This is a genomic window from Polynucleobacter sp. AP-Sanab-80-C2 (genome assembly GCF_035012965.1).
Lineage (GTDB): Bacteria > Pseudomonadota > Gammaproteobacteria > Burkholderiales > Burkholderiaceae > Polynucleobacter.
Map to the genome: position 1 here is coordinate 262,940 of NZ_JAYGQS010000002.1, position 18,754 is coordinate 281,693.

Below are 18,754 nucleotides of genomic sequence, written 5' to 3' on the forward strand. Positions count from 1 at the left end.
ATAATCTTTAATTATTTTTACCACTGGTGTGCTGTATAGGAATTTAGTTTTGGGGTATGAAATAAATGGCCCTGGAACTGCGAAATACCGATGCTGGTCAAATATTGAAAGTCTTTTTCATGTTCAACGCCTTCAGCTACTACCGAAATCGCTAAACTATCAGCGCAGTCATGTATGGCTCTGACAATAGACTGCTTAGGACCGCTTGATGAGATTGATCCGATCAGACCACTATCGATTTTTAGTATGTCTGGTTGAAATTGAGCTAAAAGTGAGAGACCCGCATAACCGGCGCCAAAATCATCTACCGCTAATTCAACACCACTGGCCCTTAATTTTGCAATGATATTTGGTGCTAGATGATGATTTCCAATGAAGTCTGACTCTGTAATCTCAACTACCAATTGATTAGGATTAAACCCATACCGCTCAAGCATTGCTCCTAGCTTATCTACGGTATCAATCGATTGAAAGATGGTATTTGGGCTAAAGTTCACTGAGAGTTTCTCAATGCCAAGCTGCGCGGCAAGACTGATGGCATCTTCGGTTGAGTGCATGTCATAGTGTGCGAATTCAGCCTGACTCATGCTAGAGAGATACTCTTTAGCGCCCTGACCATCAGGCCCTCTAGCAAGTGCTTCTACGAATACTGTTTTTCGTTGACGGCAGTCGATCACTGACTGGAAGGCAAATACATATCCATTTGGAGGCTCTGCTGTACAGTTTGAATGTTCTTGTATAACGGGATAAGAAAATTGCTTCAATCCGTTAGCGATTGCATGACGCAGATTGCTTTTGTATTTGTACTCTATGAACTGGCAAATAAATTTCTCAATTTTAGAATCAAAATTATTATTTGCTGGATTCAAATGATTTTTCTCGCGATATTCTGCTAACGACAAATCGATACTTTTTATCTTCTCAATATCCAGGAAATGCATTCCCAGGTTCGGATATTGACGTGCTTTAATCGTTTCATCTACAAGTAACACCACATTGCTGTGTCTTGGGTCTTGCAAGATTTTCCTGTACAAGGCTTTGATGGATTCTTGAGGGCCTTCAAGCACCTGAAAGAAAAAAGGCGCATCAAAAAAAAGCAGACCTGAAATCTCCCGCTTTTTATTGCGATGATTAGCATTTTTAACCACTTCCATAATCATCTCTTTATCTACATTCTCGATAATTTGGCTGCGGTATATCAAGCTAGCTAGCATGTTTTTCCTGATCTTTTGAATTTAGTCGTTGATTGGTAAATGCTGGCGTTAATACTGTTTAATGCTCGTTAATGCTCACTGTCTAAGGATGCATTTTCTAACGAGAAATAGACCCGTTTTTGATTTAAATCAAAAAAGGTTCAGTAATTACCAATAGACTGCACTGGTGTGATGAAGGAGGGTTGTATCAACCCATCATGAATCACTGTATATCAGAGCATTGCTATTTATTTTGGAGTGAAGTTATGCATACAAACCATGCAGTCATCTGGGTTGATCATCATGAAGCCCATGTCTTATTTTATGATCCAGAGCACAATCAGATCATTCGTAGTAATGCCAAGCAAGCGCACTTACACCATAAAGCCAATGTTATAGGCAGCGGTAATGCGCCCGAGGATCGTCATTTTTTCGACGAAATCCTTGCTCAAGTCGCTGATGTTAGTGAAATCTTGCTTGTGGGGCCTGGGTTTGCGAAGGGCGAGCTACAAAAATATGCTACTGAACATCATGCTGCGATAGCTAAAAAAATCATTGGCGTTAAAACGGTTGATCATCCAACCGATGGCCAGGTATTAGCCTATGCTAAGGAATGCTTTCAGCGCTTTGAGCAACTCAAAGGCTATACATAATAGCTGGGATGACATGATGAAACTGCGCATTACTCAAGGGACCTTATCCCGCAAACATGGAGCAGATGGTCAAGACCTTGGCTTCATGGTGCTATTTGCTGGAGAGTACCCTGCATCCATAGACGATTCTGGAGAGCTAGAGATCAAGATTGGCGAAGAGCAGCGTGCCTATCTTTCCTTGCGCAAGATGGAAAAGAAGATTGAGCAAGGTGAGTTGGTTGTGATTGAAGCTTAATGACTCTTGATCTCCATGATTAGTAAGTAAACAATAGACTAGGAAAATATTATGAAAATACTTGTAGCTGTGGATGGTTCATCGAATTCTTTAAGGGCTGTGAAGTTTGCAGTCAATTTAGTTAAAGATCTACGCTCTAAATCCTCTATTACCTTGATTAATGTGCATGACGATGATCCGCTAGGTATGGTGAAGCGCTATGTCGGCAGTCAAGTGGTGAAAGATTATTTAATTGAGATGAGTCAAAAGGAATTGAAGTCTGCACTTAAAATTCTAGATAAATCTCAAGTTAAGCATAGCGGCATCATCGAATTAGGGCATGTTCCCACGATGATTTGTAACATCGCCAAAGCTGAAAAGTCTGACATGATTATTATGGGCGCCAAAGGCCGTTCCAGCGTTAGTGATATCGTCCTTGGTTCTGTTTCTCAAAGAGTCTCTGTTTTAGCCAAGCAAGCAGTGCTACTGGTCAAATAAATGCGCGCTAAAAAATACTGGTGTTGTCATTGAGCGTGTAATGGGTCTTCATCGGTATTAACCTTCATTAAATTACCCTAACTAGTGCGTTTTGGAAGGCTTAACTACTTCCTACAACTTAAATGGTTATTTCGCAAAGGTTTCGGCGAGCATTGGGGTCGCTATTTATCTGGTAGATAATGTCAGCTCTGCCTATGAATTAATTGCCCATGCAGATGAGGCGATGTATAAGGCTAAAGAATTGGGTAAAAATCGCTCTTATTTTTATTGCTAAACATTGAGCTAATGCGTTGGAATACCGGTGCACAAGCTATTTTCTTTGATGATCACTTGATGTGCTAACGAGATTCTTTCATTAGAATAGTTTCTTTGCCCTAGCTCACATTCCTATATGAAAAAGTTTGATATTTACCAAATCCTTTTTGGACTATTGCTCACAATCATTGCTCTGTATTTCATGCTGCGTCCCTCTAGTGGTCAAAGTACTCCTGCATCCTCTATTCCTACTGTGCAAATTGGCAATCTCATTTGGGATCAAACCGAGATGAATATCGCTGATGTCAAAGGCTTTGCTGCTAATGGGTTTGTGAGTGCTGCCGAGAAGAATGGTGGGGGTCTTACTTATGAAGGTGGCTTTGTGCAAAAGCTAGGGTGGACTTGGAAGACACCTTATGGTGTTCCTGCAGGAGATTTTGAGCCTGCAGTGCATCTCAATCAAAAAGAAGCAGAGTCAATTTGTCGTTACTACGGCAAACGTTTGCCAACAGAGGCTGAGTGGATTTCAGCGGCATTCCTAGAGCAAAGAGCGAATCCGCCTGCTGGATATACCAAAGGACAGCGTTACCCATTTCCAGGTGGCAGTACACCAGCAGTTTCTCATTGCCTAAGCGGCTGTGGTGACTATAAGGGTTTAGCTCCTGCTGGGGCTCTGAATCGCGGTACAGGGCATGTCACCACTAAAACGACTAACCCTGGTGTCAATGGTATGTATGACATGGGCGGTAACGTTTGGGAGTGGACTGCTACTGAGCGTAACGGTGGATACATCACCCGCGGTGCTTCATGGTGGTATGGCCCAGAAAGACAGCAAGAGTCTGATATCGAATCTAAATCAGGTGATATTGCCGTGGTGTATATCGGATTTCGGTGTGTAGCCGATGCCGTGAAACAATAGGGGATGACTAGTCCTGTAGTAGATTCATCCGAAATTGAAGTTACCCCCGATTACGAGGCGGTAATAGAGGCCATTGAGCGTCATGATCCTTATATCTTTGTCAGCGGTAAAGCCGGCACTGGTAAGACAACTCTGATTGGTTACCTCCGAGAAACGATTTCTGGCAACGTTGTCGTGGTGGCGCCAACAGGCGTTGCAGCACTCCAGGTAAAAGGAGTGACGATTCATTCCTTCTTTCGTTTACCACCCCGTTTAATTTTTCCAGAAGAAGATATCAAGCCATTGCGTGATAAGCGTCTTTATAAAGATATCCGCTTACTCATTATTGATGAGATTTCAATGGTACGCGCCGATGTGGTCGATGCGATGGACTTGTTCTTACGTGAGAACGGTCCACAAAAAGGCAAACCTTTTGGGGGTATTCAGGTGATGTTTGTCGGGGACTTATTTCAATTGCCGCCAGTCGTATCGAGCGGTGATATGCAAGTCCTGGCTGATCGTGGCTACGAGGGGCCTTATTTCTTTTGCGCAATGGCTCTGCATCGCAAAGAAGTCACCATGGTGGAATTGTCGAAGATCTTTCGTCAAAAAGATGAGCACTTTGCCAGTCTTTTGAATCGCATCCGCATTAATCAAGATGTCGATGAAGCTATCGATACGCTCAATGCTCAGTGTTATCGAGCAAATCAAGCAGTAGATGAAGAAACGATCACACTGACCACCACCAATGCAAGAGCAGATCAAATCAATGGAGCAGGATTGCGTGCCATTGATTCAGATATTAAGGTGTATGCCGGTAAAACGACCGGCAAGTTTAATGTTGATGAGCGTAACTTACCTTCAGCAAATAACCTAGCGCTAAAGGTAGGCGCTAAGGTGATGTTCACTGCAACTGACCCAGGTTTTCCGAAGCGTTGGGTGAATGGCACGATTGGGGTTGTTAGAGAATTGCTTGCCGATAAAGTCAAGGTGATGGTTAAAAACGGACCATATTCCAATACGGTTGAAGTTACTGTTCATCAATGGGAATCATATCGCTACGATCATGACATGATGTCTGGCAAGATCTCTCCCAGCATTATTGGTACCTATGTACAGATTCCCTTAATGCTCGCTTGGGCAGTCACTATTCATAAAAGCCAGGGTAAGACGCTTGATAAGGTGAAGGTGGACTTATCTTCTGGCGCCTTTGCATCAGGGCAGGTCTACGTAGCACTCAGTCGCTGTAAAACGATTGAAGGGATTTCTCTGCAAAGACCGATTGAGCCCAGAGACGTCAGCTGTGATCAAGAGATCAAACGGTTTTATATGAACTGCTTACCCTCTAAATAGGGGTATTCGCTCTTATTTGACCTCTTTCGGTTTATGTAATAACATTGTTATTACTATGAATAAAAGCTATAAATCTAATGTTGCAACCAGAGTACCACTACAGGTGGCTATTAGGGCTATTGGCAACTCTAAAGGTGTGGTCATTCCAAAGATTATTCTTGAGCAATCTGGAATACAGGAGCTCGTTGAGATGTCGGTCGATGGAGAAAAAATCATTCTAAGCAAGCCAAAAAATACCGTGAGAGAAAATTGGTCTCAGGATGCGCAAAGTCTTGCAAAATCTGGCGAGGATAAATTAGTGCTTGGAGATTTTTCTAATGATGAAGATGGAGATTGGGTTTGGTAAGAAGCATTGTTTCTCGTGGAGAAATTTGGCTTATCAATTTAGACCCAACAATTGGGAGTGAAATTAAAAAAACACGCCCATGTATCGTGGTGTCACCCCAAGAGTTAAATGACCATTTGCGAACAGTCATTATTGCTCCCATAACAAGCAAGGGCAGGGCGGCAGGATTTCGAGTGCCTATTACGCATGATGGCAAGAAGGGTCTTATTCTTTTGGATCAAATTAGAGCTGTTGATAAAGCACGCTTAGTCAAAAAGGTGGGGAAGGCTAACCCTAAAACCTTAACAGCTAGTCTTGGCGTACTGCAAGAGGCTTTTGCGATTTAGTGAGAACTTAAAAACCAGCTGCTAATCCATCTCGGCGGTGGTCACTACCAGCGATATAGGCAGAGTCAATCTCTTCGCTTAACTTCGCAATTGCTTGAGCGCTGCCAAAGTCCAAGCTATTAGCGGGCTGTATAGCAACTTCATGACCCATTGCGATTAGTCCATCTACTATGCTTTGAGGCATGGATGCTTCAACAGTGAGTTTTCCTAAGTCATCTATACGCCATCGTGGAGCATCAGAACAAGCTTGGGGATTGAGGTATTCATCGACAAAGCGCATGACAAATTGAATATGACCTTGTGGTTGCATATTGCCACCCATCACCCCAAATGCCATGCTAGGTTTACCAGCCTTGGTGAGGAATGCAGGCAAGATCGTATGGAAAGGGCGCTTACCAGGTGCCACTTGATTGGGGTGACCAGCAACCAAGCTAAAGCTCATACCGCGATTATGAAAGGCAATACCACCAGGAGCAACAACACCAGAACCAAAGCCTTTAAAGTTCGACTGAATATAAGAAATCATCATGCCCGATTCATCAGCAGCGCAAAGATAGACTGTACCTCCACAGTGCGGGTCACCAGCACCATAACTACCAGCTTTAGTGTGATCAATCATGGCGGCACGGCTTGCGAGGTAATCTCTATCTAATAGGCTAGATACCGGCACCTCCATTGAGCGTGCATCTGATACATAGGCATAAGCATCGGCAAATGCCAGGCGCATAGCTTCAATCTGTAGATGAATGCGCTGTGCTGAATTGGCGGGATATTGCTTGACATTGGCAGCTTGCAAAATTCCTAAAGCCATTTGTGCGGCAATGCCAGAACCATTTGGTGGAATTTCTAAGAGCGTGTAGTCACCATAATCAAAGGTGAGGGGCTCAACCCATTCTGGTCGGTTATCAGCAAAGTCTTGCATGGAAAAGCATCCGCCGGTTGCCTTAGCAAAGTCGACCATGCTTTGGGCGAGAGGGCCCTTATAAAAAGATTCACCTTCGGTTGCGGCAATGTCTTTTAAGGTTTTTGCTTGAGCGGGGTATTTCCAAATTTGTCCTGCTGCAGGTGCTTTGCCATTGATTAAAAATGATTCACTAAATCCCGGTTGATTTTTCAGAATCGGAATGGCTTCGCGCCATTGACGCGCAATTACTGGAGAAACCGGAAAACCGTTTTCTGCGTAATTTATGGCGCGCTTAAATAATTGTGCAAAGGGGAGCTTGCCAAATTTTCTAGAGAGTTCAATCCAGCCAGCGACCATGCCTGGCACTGTGACCGTATTCCAGCCAATGAGATCCATCGCAGTCTTACCTGCAAAATATTCTGGAGTCCATGCTGCAGGAGCACGACCTGAAGCATTGAGGCCGTGAATTTTTGTGCCATCCCACAAAATTGCGAAGCTGTCACCACCAAGACCGTTCATAGTAGGCTCAACAACGGTCAGCGTAATAGCAGTTGCTAGAGCGGCATCAACGGCGTTGCCGCCATTTTGTAGCGCCTCAATACCTGCTTGAGTGGCTAAGGGCTGAGAGCTTGCAACAGTATTTCTGGCGAGAACAGGGGCGCGGCCGCCACCAAAAGGAGGAGAAATAAGCATGGATTTAGTAGTCAGAATAAAAGGTCAATCAACTTTGATATTGGCTGACTTTACTACTTTCCCCCACTTATTCGCTTCGTTGGCGGTAATTTCAGCGAGTTTTTCTGAGTTAGCAAACTCTGGATGAATACCTTGTGCCGCCATACGCGCCTTAAAGTCAGGGTTAGTCAGAATCTTGCGAATCTCTCTTTCTAACTTAGCAACAATGGCTGGGGACGTTCCTTTCGGCACATAAACAGCATAGAAATTTTCCACGTCAAATTGCTTCATACCGTCTTGCCCTAGTGTTGGGACATTGGGCATCAATGGTGAGCGCTCTGCAGCAGCAATGGCAATGGGGCGCAGTTTGCCACTCTGAATATGGGGCAAAGAAGCCGTGACACTGTCAAACATCATGAGTGTGTTACCAGCAATCAAGTCGGGCAGAGCAAAGCTGCTGCCTTTATATGGAATATGGGTACCCGTAGCACCAATGCGTTGCATAAACAAAGTGGACTCTAAATGCGAGAGGCTGCCATTACCTTGCGAGGCGTAATTGAAGTCACCCTTCTTGGATTTAATGTAGGCAATTAACTCAGGCAGATTTTTTGCAGGAACAGTTGGGTTGATGACGATTAAGTGAGGCACCGTTCCAATCAAAGCTACTGGTACAAAATCCTTTTGTAAATCAGCAGGCGGGTTTTTAAATAGCGCCGAAGAAATCGATTGGTTGGTGAGAGCGCTAATGTGAATCGTGTAGCCATCTGGCACTGCTTTAGAGGCGGCTTGTAAGCCAATCATGCCGCCAGCACCAGGTTTGTTTTCTACTACGATAGATTGGCCAAGCGCTTCAGCTAAAGGGGCGGTTACGCTGCGTGCAAAGATATCTGTAGAGCCGCCAGCTGGAAAAGCGAGAATAGCGACGATCGGTTTTTTAGGCCAATCGGTCTCTGGAGCCGCGAAAGCAGAGCTGAGAAAGCCAAGCAGGGTACAACTGATCAACAGAAGGGATTTAAAGATAGTCATTTCATGGTCCGCAAGGAGTCTATGGTGTTAATGGGTAATATAGTATGGGATATTCAAATAATGTTTCAACCAGACTCTAAGAGACGCTCATGACAGCAGCAAATCAAACTGTAAATGGTGTAGATATGTCAGCTTACTGGCTGCCGTTTACACCAAATCGCTATTTTCATCAGCATCCCAAGATCATGCAGTCTGCCAAGGGAGCTTACTACTATGACGACCATGGGCGGAAGCTGTTTGATGGCCTTTCTGGGTTGTGGTGCTCCCCCTTGGGGCATGCTGATCCACGTATTGGTGCAGCGATCTCCAAACAATATGAAACCATGGACTATTGCCCAGCTTTTCAGATGGCAAGTGAGGCTACATTCAGTCTGGCCACTCGCATTGCCAAAATGGCACCAGCCGGCTTAGATAAAGTCTTTTTTACGAACTCCGGTTCTGAGGCAGTAGATACTGCACTCAAAATTGCGATCGGCTATCACCGGGTGATGGGAAATGCCTCACGCATTCGGATGATCGGTCGTGATCGTGCCTATCACGGTGTTGGTATCGGTGGCATCTCTGTTGGTGGGATGGTATCGAATCGCAAAATGTTTGCGAGCATGATGATGCCCGGTGTCGATCATTTGCCACACACCCTCAATCTCTCACAAATGGCTTTTTCAAAAGGTCAGCCCACTTGGGGCGCGCACCTCGCAGATGAATTAGAAAAGATCGTAGCTTTGCAGGATGCCAATACGATTGCTGCCGTCATTCTTGAGCCGGTGCAAGGATCTACTGGTGTGATCGTTCCGCCAGAAGGCTACTTACAAAAAATCCGTGAGATCTGTACTAAGCATGGCATCTTGTTGATCTTTGATGAGGTCATTACTGGCTTTGGCCGTCTAGGTGCGAATTTTGGCGCTGATCGATTTGGCGTAGTCCCTGACATGATTACCTTTGCCAAAGCCATTACGAATGGTGTGATTCCATTGGGTGGTGTGATCGTCCGCGGTGATATCTATGACAGCATTATTGCCGCTGGTGGACAAGATCAAGCGATTGAATTTTTTCATGGCTATACCTATTCAGGGCACCCCATTCCAACGGCTGCTGGTCACGCAGTGCTGGATATTTTTGAATCAGATGATTTAGTCAATCGCGCAAAAGCATTGGAACCCATTTTAGAAAATGGCCTACATGCCATGAAAGGCAAAACAGGGTTGCTCGATATTCGTAACTTTGGTTTATCTGGTGCAGTAGAGCTAGACCCCATCCCAGGTAAGCCTGGACTGCGCGCTCTTAAAGTCCTGGAAGCCTGTATCGAAAGAGGCGCCTTAGTGCGCGTTGCAGGAGACGTTATTGCAGTAGGCCCCCCATTCATATCAGAGCCTAAAGAAGTGGAGTTCTTGTGTAGTGTATTGGGTGATGCAGTTGATGCTGCCATGAAGATCAATGCTTAACAATCAATTGGCAATGAGACCAATATAGAAATCGGGAGATACATGACTACGCAAAGAGCTTTATTTAATGAGCGATTAAGCAAACCAGGCTTAATTGTTGCACCTGGAGTTTATGAGATGGTTTCATTGAGGCTTGCTGATCGTATGAACTTTGATGCTCTCTACATGACAGGTTATGGCACCGTTGCCTCATTATTGGGTTTGCCAGATGCTGGCTTGGCAACCTACACCGAGATGGTTGGTCGAGTCACTGCAATGGCTGGTATGGCAAAGACTCCCTTAATCGCGGATGGCGATACTGGTTACGGTGGATTACTTAATGTGCGTCACACCATTCATGGATATGAAGCTGCTGGCGCAGTTGCTATTCAACTTGAAGATCAAGAGTTCCCTAAGAAATGTGGACATACGCCTGGTCGTCGAGTCATTCCGTTAGAGGACATGGTAAAGAAGATCGAGGTTGCAGTCGCAACGCGCACTGACCCTCATTTCAAAATTATTGCCAGGACAGACGCAAGAACTACCCTCGGATTGGATGAGGCGCTAAGACGTGGCGAGGCTTATGCACGTGCTGGTGCTGATATCTTATTTATTGAGTCTCCTGAGACCCAAGAAGAAATGCAACAGATAGGGAAAACTTTCCCTAACCATCCTTTGATTGCGAATATGGTGGAAAAGGGTAGAACACCCGTCTTGTCTAAAGCGGAATTAGAGCAATTAGGCTACAAGATTGCTATCTTTCCAGTCACTGCTTTGCTCGCTTCTGTGCAAGCAATGACCCAGGTTTATGAGCACTTTAAAGACTCAGGATCATCTATCAATAATCCAGTAGATTTATATGACTTTGGAGATTTATCAAAGTTAATGGGCTTTGAGGACGTTTGGGAATTCGAAAAACGTTTTGTAGAAACGAAGTAAAACTCAATAAAGGGTCAGCATGAAATTGCATCGTTACCTATCATCAGCTATTTTTTTACTTACAGTACTTGTTTCGACTGCTAGCTTTGCTCAATTGAATTACCCCAATCGCCCGATACGCTTAATCATTCCCTTTACTCCGGGCGGTGTCACCGATACCTCGGGCCGTTTTATTGCTGAGCAACTTTCATTAAAGCTAGGCCAGCAAGTGATTGCGGATAACAAGCCAGGCGCCTCTGGAAATATCGGCTCACAAATGGTTGCATCCGCCGAGCCTGATGGTTACACCTTGTTGTTGGGATATGCCGGTACGTTGTCGATTAATCCCTCGCTCTTTGATAAGGTCCCTTTTGATAGCGTCAAAGACTTTGCGCCAATTGGAAAAATTGGTGATGCTATTTTGATCGTGGTCGCTAACAATGATTTCCAAGGTAAAACTTTGGCCGATGTCATTGCCATCTCTAAAAAGGATCCCAACGGCCTTTCCTATGGGACCTCAGGATCAGGTGGTACACCCCATATTGCTGGCGAGCTATTTAAGCAAAAGACTGGCGCCAATTTAGTTCATGTCCCTTACAAAGGGGGAGGTCAAGCTTTATTAGATTTATTGGGTGGCAATATTCCTTTGGTCTACACAGCAGTTGCAGGAGCAAATCAATATGTTGCGACAGGGCGTATTAAAGCGATTGCAGTCTCTAGCGCAAAGAGAAGTCCCAGCATGCCCGACGTGCCTACTTTTATCGAGAGTGGCGTGAAAGACTTTGTGATTGATGATTGGGTGGGTTTACTGGCTCCAGCAAAAACGCCTAAACCAATCATTGCCAAATTGAACCAAGCATTAAATGAGGTATTGAATTCACCAGAAGGTAAAGCCAAGCTTCTATCGATGGGCATCTTTCCATCTCCTGGTACTCCCGAGAAATTTGGTGAGCAAATTAAGGGTGATTTAATTCGCTTTGCACCAATTGTGAAAGCCGCTCAAATCAAGTCTGAATAATTAACCATTGTTGTTTTGTGTGCATATATTGCTATTTAATAGTGTAACGTTATGCTATACAATATGGTATGATCAAATCGTTCCGTCACAAAGGGTTGCAGCTATTTTTTGAAACGGGCAGTAGGGCTGGCATCCAAAGTTCGCATGCGTCACGTTTAGCTAGACAGCTTGCAAGATTGAATGAGTCAAGAACCTGGGAGGATATGAATTTACCTGGCTGGCGCCTTCATTCTCTTCAGGGAAAGTCTGTGGGCCATTACTCAATTGTTGTTAGTGGGAATTGGCGAATCACATTTAGATTTGAAGGAGAAGATGCAATACTGGTGAATTATCAGGATTACCATTGATGATAAAAATGAGAAAAATGCACAACCCACCTCATCCAGGGCTCACATTACGAGATGATGTCTTGCCTGCTCTTGAGTTGACTGTTACAGCTGCAGCTGAGCAGTTAGGGGTGACTCGTCCTGCCTTATCACGTGTATTGAATGGTAGAGCCGCAATATCCCCAGAGATGGCTTTGCGCATTGAGGCTTGGTTAGGTGTTGAGAATGGCGGTAGCGCCACCGTTTGGTTAGCTCAACAAACTGCTTATGACTTATGGAGAGCAAGAAAGACTATCAAGCCCAAAGTAAAACATGCCCGAATTCCTTTACTACTTGTTAATTAGACTCACTGATTAAATAAGCGATAAACCATCGGGATTGCAACAGCGCTAATGACACCGTTCATTCCCATTGTCAGGTTTCATAGGTGCTGAATGCTAAATGCACGTGAGATGCCGATCCCGATGTCAAAACCTCTTCCCACTAAGCTTTCATCCCTAATACATCCAAAATAAACAAGGTCTTGAAATAGGTTGATCTGGACAAGGCCTTAAATCATCTTCAGCCTTGATTTTATGTTGCATCGCAATATATCGATTCTTGTTTAATATAAGCACAACATAAGTAGGGTATAAAAAAACAGAGGACTTATTCTGAGAAGAAAATTTCCTGCGATCTAACACTAATAGGAGACCGCTCATGGCTGAGTTAAATGTCAATGGTAAGAAGTACAAAGTAGATGTAGATCCAGATACCCCATTGCTGTGGGTCATCCGTGAGCAAGTTGGACTCACTGGCACTAAGTATGGATGCGGTATCGGTGTTTGCGGCGCTTGTACTGTCCTATTTGAAGGTCAAGCTTTACGTAGTTGCTCACTCCCTGTTTCTGCAGCCTTTGGCAAAAAAATTGAGACCATTGAGAGCCTAGAAAAGAGTGGTCAGCTTTCAAAAGTACAAAAAGCATGGGTTGATAACCAAGTGCCACAGTGTGGCTACTGCCAGTCCGGCATGGTCATGGCAACTACTGCTTTGTTACGTAACAACCCCAAGCCAACGGATGCGCAAATCGATGAGTCGATTACCAATATCTGCCGTTGTGGCACATTCCAACAAGTGCGTGCAGCGATTCATGCTGCTAGCAAGGCTTAAGGAGGCATCATGACTACTACTATTAATACCTCCCGCCGCCACTTTGTGGTTGGCTCCAGTGCAATTGCAACAGGTCTTGCAATTGGTTTTGATCTGACATTGATGTCTTCGGCTAATGCTGCTGTAGGAACAGGTACTACCGCTATGGCACCGCTGGCCAACCCTGAGATTGGTGTTTGGGTTGTGGTGAAGCCGAACGATGATGTGATCGTCCGTATTGTTCGCTCAGAAATGGGTCAGGGCACGATTACTGGTTTGGCACAAATGGTCGCTGAAGAACTCGAGTGCGATTGGAAAAAAGTGTCATATGACTACCCATCTCCAGCTGAGAATCTAAAACGAAACAAAGTATGGGGTAGTTACTCCACCGGTGGTAGCCGCGGTATTCGCACCTCCGAACAGTACGTTCGTAAAGGTGGTGCAGCGGCACGCATGATGCTGATTCAGGCGGCGGCCAATCAGTGGAATGTGCCAGTAACAGAGTGCGTAGCAGCCAATAGCGTGATTACGCATACTCCTTCTGGCCGTAAGACCACTTTCGGTAAAGTTTCTGTTGCGGCATCGCAATTACCTGTACCTACTGAAGTTCCATTGAAAGATCCTAAAGAGTGGAAGCTCATTGGCAAATCAGTTAATCGTATTGATGGAACAGCTGATAAGGTGACTGGCCGTCAGGTCTATGCCATCGACTTGAAGATGCCTGGCATGTTGGTTGCCAACATTAAAGAATCACCTGTGTTTGGTGGTAAGGTCAAAAGCTACGACGCCGCTAAAGCACAGAGTATGAAGGGTGTTAAAAAAGTGGTTCAGGTTGGTGACTCTGCTGTTGCGGTTGTAGCAGAAACTTTCTGGCAGGCTAAGACTGCATTAGATCAAGTCAATATCGTTTGGGATAACGGCGCCAATGGCAATGTTTCAAGTGCCTCTATTAAGAAGATGCTTGAAGACGGTCTGAATGCGGATGACGCCTTTGTTCACAATAGTAATGGTGATGTCAGCACAGCTTTTTCTAGTGCATCTAAAAAAATCGAAGCCACTTATTTCTATCCGTTCTTGAATCATGCCACTCTAGAGCCACAAACGGCTACTGCTAAGTGGACTGCAGACTCTTGCGAAGCATGGGTACCCACTCAAGACGGTGAGGCATCATTAGCAGCAGTTATTGCAGCCTCTGGTTTACCTAGTGAGAAATGCAATGTGTACAAGGTGAACTTAGGTGGTGGCTTTGGTCGTCGCGGTGCATTCCAGGATTACACCACTCAGGCCGTCAATATTGCCAAGCAAATGCCTGGCACACCTATTAAGTTGATCTGGACTCGCGACGAGGATATGACGCAAGGTCGTTACCATCCTGTGATGATGTGCAAGATGTCCGCAGCCATTGATGACAAGAAAAATGTCACCGGCTTGAATATGCGTTTATCTGGTCAGTCGATTTTGGCTGCAGTACGTCCTGCGGTGGTGGCTGCAAATAAAGGTAAAGATCCTTTGGCATTCCAAGGTGTTGAGCCTACTGGTGAGCATGGCATTACGTATAGCTTCCCTAATCTCAATATTGATCACGCTATGCGGAATACGCATGTGCCTCCAGGATTTTGGCGTGGTGTGAACGTTAACCAAAATGCTGTCTTTATTGAAACATTTATGGATGAGTTAGCTGAAGCTACTGGCATGGATGCTGTAGAGTTCCGTCGTAAGCATATGAAAGAGTTCCCGCGCGCGGTGGCTGTACTGAATGCGGTTGCAGATGGCATTGGCTGGACTAAACCTGCTGCACCAGGTGTATATCGTGGGGTTGCGCAGATGCGCTCCTTCGGTAGTTATGTTGCTGCTGCGTGCGAACTCTCTGTAAAAAATGGTAACGAGGTAAAGATTCATCGCATTGTTGCTGCTACTGATCCAGGCTATATTGTCAATCCTGCTCAGGTAAGTCGTCAGGTTTCTGGTTCATTTGTATATGGCCTTTCTGCCTTGTTCGAAGAAGAGATCACGATTGAAAAAGGTGCAGTAGTGCAGAAGAACTTTGATACCTTTGGTTCTATCCGCCTTGCGCAAATGCCCCCTGTTGAAACCATTGTTATTCAAGGTGGTGGTAAGGACTGGGGTGGAGTGGGCGAGCCTACGATTGCCGTTGCAGCACCAGCAGTACTCAATGCGTTCTACCGCGCTACCGGCAAACGTTTGCGCACTGTGCCATTGAAAAACAGCGGTATTAAGTTGGTCTAATTTGAGTTTAGTGACTCGACGTTTATGAGAAAGAGGTGCGCACTAGCAATGCTGTTGCTAGTCGCCCTCAATTCCCATTGGGTAGTAGCGCAAACAATTGTGAATGGCGTCATTGCTGAGCCACTCACTTCAACACCAGGGGATTCGATGCGGGGACGCGCTATTGTGGCGAGTCGTCAATCGGGTTTGTGCCTCTTATGTCATAGTGGGCCGTTTCCAGAGGAGCGCTTTCAGGGTAATTTAGCCCCTGAACTCGGTAGCAGCGTTGCTCGATATACAGCACCTCAACTGAGAGCCAGAATTGTGGATGCAAGTTACTTTAATTCCAAGACCATCATGCCAGCGTATTACCGTACCGATCATTTAAATCGAGTAGCTCCGAAATTTGCAGGTCAGACTATCCTCAATGGACAAGAGATTGAGGATGTTGTGGCCTTTTTACTGACCTTAAATACCACGGTCCAATGATGCGTAAAGATTTCATCGTTCAAAAGAGTCGGCGTGCTTGGCTTAAGAAACTTCAAAAGTTTACTTTTTTAACTCTCGGTGCTTGGTTTAGTCCCTTCACTGTATTTGCTAAACCTGAAGATGCAACGAAGGCGATTACAGAGATTACGGGTGGCAAGCCAGTAATCAATGGAAAAGTGAATTTGGTTATTCCCCCGCTCGTTGAGAACGGTAATTTGGTGGTACTCAAGGTGAGTGTTGAGAGCCCCATGACGCCTAATGATTACGTAAAGGCAATTCATGTCATCGCTGAAGGTAATCCATTGCCTAATATCTTCACTGTCTACTTAACACCCCGTTCAGGTTCTGCCAATATTACGACTCGTGTGCGTCTAGCAGATAGTCAAATTGTCAGAGCGATTGCGCAGATGAGTAATGGAAGTTTTTATCAAGGGCAAGCTGAGACTTTAGTTACTCTCTCCGCATGTACTGAAATGGTGTGAGGAAAGATTATGAGTAAAACTTCCCGTACATCCATCTCTATGCCATCGAGCGCTAAGAAAGGCTCAATCATTGAGATCCGGGCGATTGCCCAGCACGACATGGAATCAGGCTTTCGTTATACAGAGGGTGGTAAGTTAATTCCACGTGACATTATTCGTGTCTTTACTTGCACCTATAACAATGTCGAAGTCTTCAAAGCAGATTTTTATTCTGGCATCGGCGCTAACCCATTAATTATTTTCACTACGCTTGCTACGGAAACAGGTACTCTAGAATTTAAGTGGACTGGTGATGATGGATATGAGGCGGTAAATCAAGCGAATCTCACTGTTACATGAAGCAGTGGCAGCTTCTATTCACTGGCTGTTTAATCTTTAGTGCACCGATTGTTTTTGCAGCAACGGATGCTGGAAAGCAAAAACTACAGTCAAGCTATGAGCTCATGTCTGCTGAAAATAAGGCTATGCAGGATGATCCCAGTCTAAACCCAGCGATGTTTTGGGTGGGTGATGGCGAAGCTCTTTGGAATAAACCTTCTGCTCAAAACAACAAATCTTGTGCTAGTTGTCATGGGAATGTTCAGAAGTCAATGCGTGGCGTTGCAACAGCATTCCCGAAAATGATCAAAGGACGGTTGCAGACGCTCGAGGGTCAAATCAATCAATGTAGAGTTGGTGCGCAGGGTGCTCCAGTACTTCCCTATGACAGTAAGGAGCTTCTATCGCTAACAGCCGTGATTGCAAATCAATCCAAAGGAATGCCGATTACTGTTAGAGAAACACCTGAAAATAAAGCAGCCATGCAAAAAGGGCGCCAATCTTTTTACGAGAGAATGGGTCAGTTAAATTTGTCCTGCGCCCAATGTCATGAAGAGAGAGCTGGCTTGAAATTAGGTGGTAGTTTCATTCCCCAAGGTCATCCGAACGCTTATCCCATCTATCGCCTAGAGTGGCAAACCTTGGGTTCACTTCAGCGTCGCTTACGAAACTGCATGAGCGGTGTCAGGGCGCAGCAATACGAATATGGCTCGCCAGAAATGGCTCAACTCGAATTATTCCTGATGTGGCGCGCGCGCGGGCTCCCTATGGAGTCCCCAGGGGTCAGACCTTAATTAGTCAGAGAAAACGACAGAAGTAGTGCCGTTAATTAAAACCCGATCGTGCAAGTAATAGCGCAGAGCGCGTGAGAGAACTGTGCGCTCTAAATCACGTCCTTTGCGTACTAAATCATCTGGCGTATCGCCATGAGTAACGCGAGTCACGTCTTGTTCAATAATTGGACCCTCATCTAAATCGCTCGTAACAAAATGCGAGGTCGCCCCAATTAACTTAATACCGCGGGCATGGGCTTGATGATAGGGCTTAGCTCCCTTAAAGCTAGGCAGGAAAGAGTGGTGTACGTTAATGCAACGTCCTGATAATTTGGTAGACAAGTCATCTGATAAGATTTGCATGTAGCGCGCCAAAATGACCATATCTACTTTAGAGTCAGCCATGATTTCTAAAAGCTTGGCTTCTTGCGCTGGCTTAGTTTCTGGCGTTACTGGCAAGTGATAAAAAGGAATGTCTGCAAAATCAATTCTGGCATAAACCTCTTGAGGATGATTAGAGACAATGCCGCAGATGCTCATTGGTAATTCACCAATCCGCCAGCGATACAGCAGATCAACTAGGCAGTGATCCAATTTAGAAGCCATGATCAATACCCGCTTCAAGTCTTTCACCGCACGCAGATTCCAGGTGAGCTCAAAACGTTTTGCAATCTCCACAAAACCAGAGCACAAGGTATTGCCATCAGTCGGGCAGCTAAAGCTCACGCGCATAAAAAATCGTTTGGAAGCCTTATCGTCAAATTGCTGGGCTTCCTCAATATCGCCGCCTGCCTGAAAGATATAAGTTGAAACTGCAGCTACGATGCCAGGTTTATTAGGGCAAGTAAGGGTGAGGTAATAGTTTTCTATAGTCATTACTTAAATCATTCATATTGCTGGTAATCCACCATTTTAGTCTGTGATGGCCGGTATTTAGATAATGCGATTACTGTTTGGCAGTCTCTTTAATCTTTTCTTGGGGACCTAGTAGCGGACTACTGTTATCAATAATCTTGGGCAGAACTACCTCTTCACAGATGGGCTTAGGTCCTACTATATTCATAAAGTTACATTCTTTTTTAGTGGCTGCAGAGGCAGCATGTTCTAAAGGGGATTTACCGGTAGTGGCGGTAGAGGCAATACTGGTTGCCGTTACTGGGTTTGCTACTGCAGCACTTGTTACTGCACCACCTGCTGAACTAGCTGCGGCAGTTCCGGTGCTACCGAGAGCAGCTAAGGGAGCCGCACATCCTTGCAGTAAAGCAAGGTTAAGAGATAAACAAATCCAAATCCAGGGCTGTGATGACATTCAAGAGG

24 protein-coding genes are annotated in these 18,754 nt (G+C 45.1%); 19 read left to right on the top strand and 5 right to left on the bottom strand.

Features of this window, described 5'->3' with window-relative positions; translation table 11 throughout:
• Nucleotides 1–17: 17 nt before the first annotated feature.
• Nucleotides 18–1,214 carry a diguanylate phosphodiesterase gene (locus tag VC178_RS04525; protein WP_323481728.1) on the bottom strand — a complete coding sequence of 399 codons (1,197 nt, stop codon included), beginning with the start codon at nt 1,212–1,214 and terminating at the stop codon, nt 18–20.
• Nucleotides 1,215–1,459: 245 nt separating this feature from the next.
• Here VC178_RS04525 and VC178_RS04530 point away from each other — a divergent pair, with 245 nt between their 5' ends.
• The 8 genes from VC178_RS04530 (at nt 1,460) to VC178_RS04565 (ending at nt 5,736) form a co-directional block, all read left to right on the top strand.
• Nucleotides 1,460–1,846: a translational machinery protein gene (locus VC178_RS04530; RefSeq protein ID WP_215296828.1), complete on the top strand. Its 387-nt coding sequence runs from the start codon at nt 1,460–1,462 to the stop codon at nt 1,844–1,846.
• Nucleotides 1,847–1,859: 13 nt separating this feature from the next.
• The gene (locus tag VC178_RS04535) at nt 1,860–2,081 is read left to right on the top strand and encodes a hypothetical protein (RefSeq protein ID WP_323481729.1); all 222 of its coding nucleotides are present in this window, start codon (nt 1,860–1,862) and stop codon (nt 2,079–2,081) included.
• A gap of 51 nt (nt 2,082–2,132) precedes the next feature.
• Nucleotides 2,133–2,558, top strand: a complete 426-nt coding sequence (locus tag VC178_RS04540) for a universal stress protein (RefSeq protein WP_323481730.1) — start codon at nt 2,133–2,135, stop codon at nt 2,556–2,558.
• A gap of 91 nt (nt 2,559–2,649) precedes the next feature.
• Entirely contained in the window at nt 2,650–2,832 is a 183-nt protein-coding gene (locus VC178_RS04545; RefSeq protein ID WP_323481731.1) for a GGDEF domain-containing protein, read from the top strand.
• A gap of 117 nt (nt 2,833–2,949) precedes the next feature.
• The gene (locus tag VC178_RS04550; RefSeq protein WP_323481732.1) at nt 2,950–3,732 is read left to right on the top strand and encodes a formylglycine-generating enzyme family protein; all 783 of its coding nucleotides are present in this window, start codon (nt 2,950–2,952) and stop codon (nt 3,730–3,732) included.
• A 3-nt stretch (nt 3,733–3,735) separates the two neighbouring features.
• Nucleotides 3,736–5,064: a DEAD/DEAH box helicase gene (locus VC178_RS04555; protein WP_323481733.1), complete on the top strand. Its 1,329-nt coding sequence runs from the start codon at nt 3,736–3,738 to the stop codon at nt 5,062–5,064.
• A gap of 55 nt (nt 5,065–5,119) precedes the next feature.
• Nucleotides 5,120–5,410 carry an AbrB/MazE/SpoVT family DNA-binding domain-containing protein gene (locus VC178_RS04560; RefSeq protein ID WP_216127360.1) on the top strand — a complete coding sequence of 97 codons (291 nt, stop codon included), beginning with the start codon at nt 5,120–5,122 and terminating at the stop codon, nt 5,408–5,410.
• Between the two features lie 5 nt (nt 5,411–5,415).
• Nucleotides 5,416–5,736 carry a type II toxin-antitoxin system PemK/MazF family toxin gene (locus VC178_RS04565; protein WP_323481822.1) on the top strand — a complete coding sequence of 107 codons (321 nt, stop codon included), beginning with the start codon at nt 5,416–5,418 and terminating at the stop codon, nt 5,734–5,736.
• A gap of 7 nt (nt 5,737–5,743) precedes the next feature.
• Here VC178_RS04565 and VC178_RS04570 read toward each other — a convergent pair whose 3' ends face one another.
• Nucleotides 5,744–7,333, bottom strand: a complete 1,590-nt coding sequence (locus tag VC178_RS04570) for a gamma-glutamyltransferase family protein (RefSeq protein WP_323481734.1) — start codon at nt 7,331–7,333, stop codon at nt 5,744–5,746.
• 24 nt (nt 7,334–7,357) lie between these two features.
• On the bottom strand, nt 7,358–8,338 hold the full coding sequence (locus VC178_RS04575) for a tripartite tricarboxylate transporter substrate binding protein (RefSeq protein ID WP_323481735.1): 981 nt from the start codon (nt 8,336–8,338) through the stop codon (nt 7,358–7,360).
• Between the two features lie 89 nt (nt 8,339–8,427).
• Here VC178_RS04575 and VC178_RS04580 point away from each other — a divergent pair, with 89 nt between their 5' ends.
• From VC178_RS04580 to soxA, 11 genes are all read left to right on the top strand, one after another.
• Complete coding sequence (locus tag VC178_RS04580) at nt 8,428–9,780, top strand: aminotransferase class III-fold pyridoxal phosphate-dependent enzyme (RefSeq protein WP_215296844.1); 1,353 nt, start codon at nt 8,428–8,430, stop codon at nt 9,778–9,780.
• A 42-nt stretch (nt 9,781–9,822) separates the two neighbouring features.
• A complete protein-coding gene (locus VC178_RS04585) occupies nt 9,823–10,698 on the top strand; it encodes an isocitrate lyase/PEP mutase family protein (RefSeq protein WP_215320287.1) in 876 nt (291 codons plus the stop codon).
• A gap of 19 nt (nt 10,699–10,717) precedes the next feature.
• Entirely contained in the window at nt 10,718–11,695 is a 978-nt protein-coding gene (locus tag VC178_RS04590) for a tripartite tricarboxylate transporter substrate binding protein (protein ID WP_323481736.1), read from the top strand.
• 68 nt (nt 11,696–11,763) lie between these two features.
• A complete protein-coding gene (locus tag VC178_RS04595) occupies nt 11,764–12,042 on the top strand; it encodes a type II toxin-antitoxin system RelE/ParE family toxin (protein WP_215320291.1) in 279 nt (92 codons plus the stop codon).
• An 8-nt stretch (nt 12,043–12,050) separates the two neighbouring features.
• Nucleotides 12,051–12,365 carry a HigA family addiction module antitoxin gene (locus VC178_RS04600; protein WP_323481737.1) on the top strand — a complete coding sequence of 105 codons (315 nt, stop codon included), beginning with the start codon at nt 12,051–12,053 and terminating at the stop codon, nt 12,363–12,365.
• 355 nt (nt 12,366–12,720) lie between these two features.
• Nucleotides 12,721–13,170: a (2Fe-2S)-binding protein gene (locus tag VC178_RS04605; protein WP_215296849.1), complete on the top strand. Its 450-nt coding sequence runs from the start codon at nt 12,721–12,723 to the stop codon at nt 13,168–13,170.
• Nucleotides 13,171–13,179: 9 nt separating this feature from the next.
• Nucleotides 13,180–15,396, top strand: coding sequence for a xanthine dehydrogenase family protein molybdopterin-binding subunit (locus tag VC178_RS04610; RefSeq protein ID WP_323481738.1), 2,217 nt, complete (start codon nt 13,180–13,182; stop codon nt 15,394–15,396).
• Nucleotides 15,397–15,444: 48 nt separating this feature from the next.
• Nucleotides 15,445–15,864, top strand: coding sequence for a sulfur oxidation c-type cytochrome SoxX (gene soxX / locus VC178_RS04615; RefSeq protein ID WP_255535805.1), 420 nt, complete (start codon nt 15,445–15,447; stop codon nt 15,862–15,864).
• Nucleotides 15,861–16,346 (top strand): SoxY-related AACIE arm protein, encoded by a 486-nt coding sequence (locus VC178_RS04620; RefSeq protein ID WP_323481739.1) that lies wholly within the window; start codon nt 15,861–15,863, stop codon nt 16,344–16,346. Before soxX ends, VC178_RS04620 begins: the two co-directional genes overlap by 4 nt.
• A 9-nt stretch (nt 16,347–16,355) precedes the next feature.
• Nucleotides 16,356–16,685 (top strand): thiosulfate oxidation carrier complex protein SoxZ, encoded by a 330-nt coding sequence (locus VC178_RS04625; RefSeq protein WP_215296856.1) that lies wholly within the window; start codon nt 16,356–16,358, stop codon nt 16,683–16,685.
• Nucleotides 16,682–17,458 (top strand): sulfur oxidation c-type cytochrome SoxA, encoded by a 777-nt coding sequence (gene soxA / locus VC178_RS04630; protein WP_323481740.1) that lies wholly within the window; start codon nt 16,682–16,684, stop codon nt 17,456–17,458. Before VC178_RS04625 ends, soxA begins: the two co-directional genes overlap by 4 nt.
• Here the strand turns inward: soxA and purU are convergent, their stop codons facing one another.
• Both purU and VC178_RS04640 read right to left on the bottom strand, forming a co-directional pair.
• A complete protein-coding gene (purU, locus tag VC178_RS04635) occupies nt 17,459–18,313 on the bottom strand; it encodes a formyltetrahydrofolate deformylase (protein ID WP_323481741.1) in 855 nt (284 codons plus the stop codon).
• 70 nt (nt 18,314–18,383) lie between these two features.
• Nucleotides 18,384–18,746: a hypothetical protein gene (locus tag VC178_RS04640; protein ID WP_215296862.1), complete on the bottom strand. Its 363-nt coding sequence runs from the start codon at nt 18,744–18,746 to the stop codon at nt 18,384–18,386.
• Nucleotides 18,747–18,754: the final 8 nt, after the last annotated feature.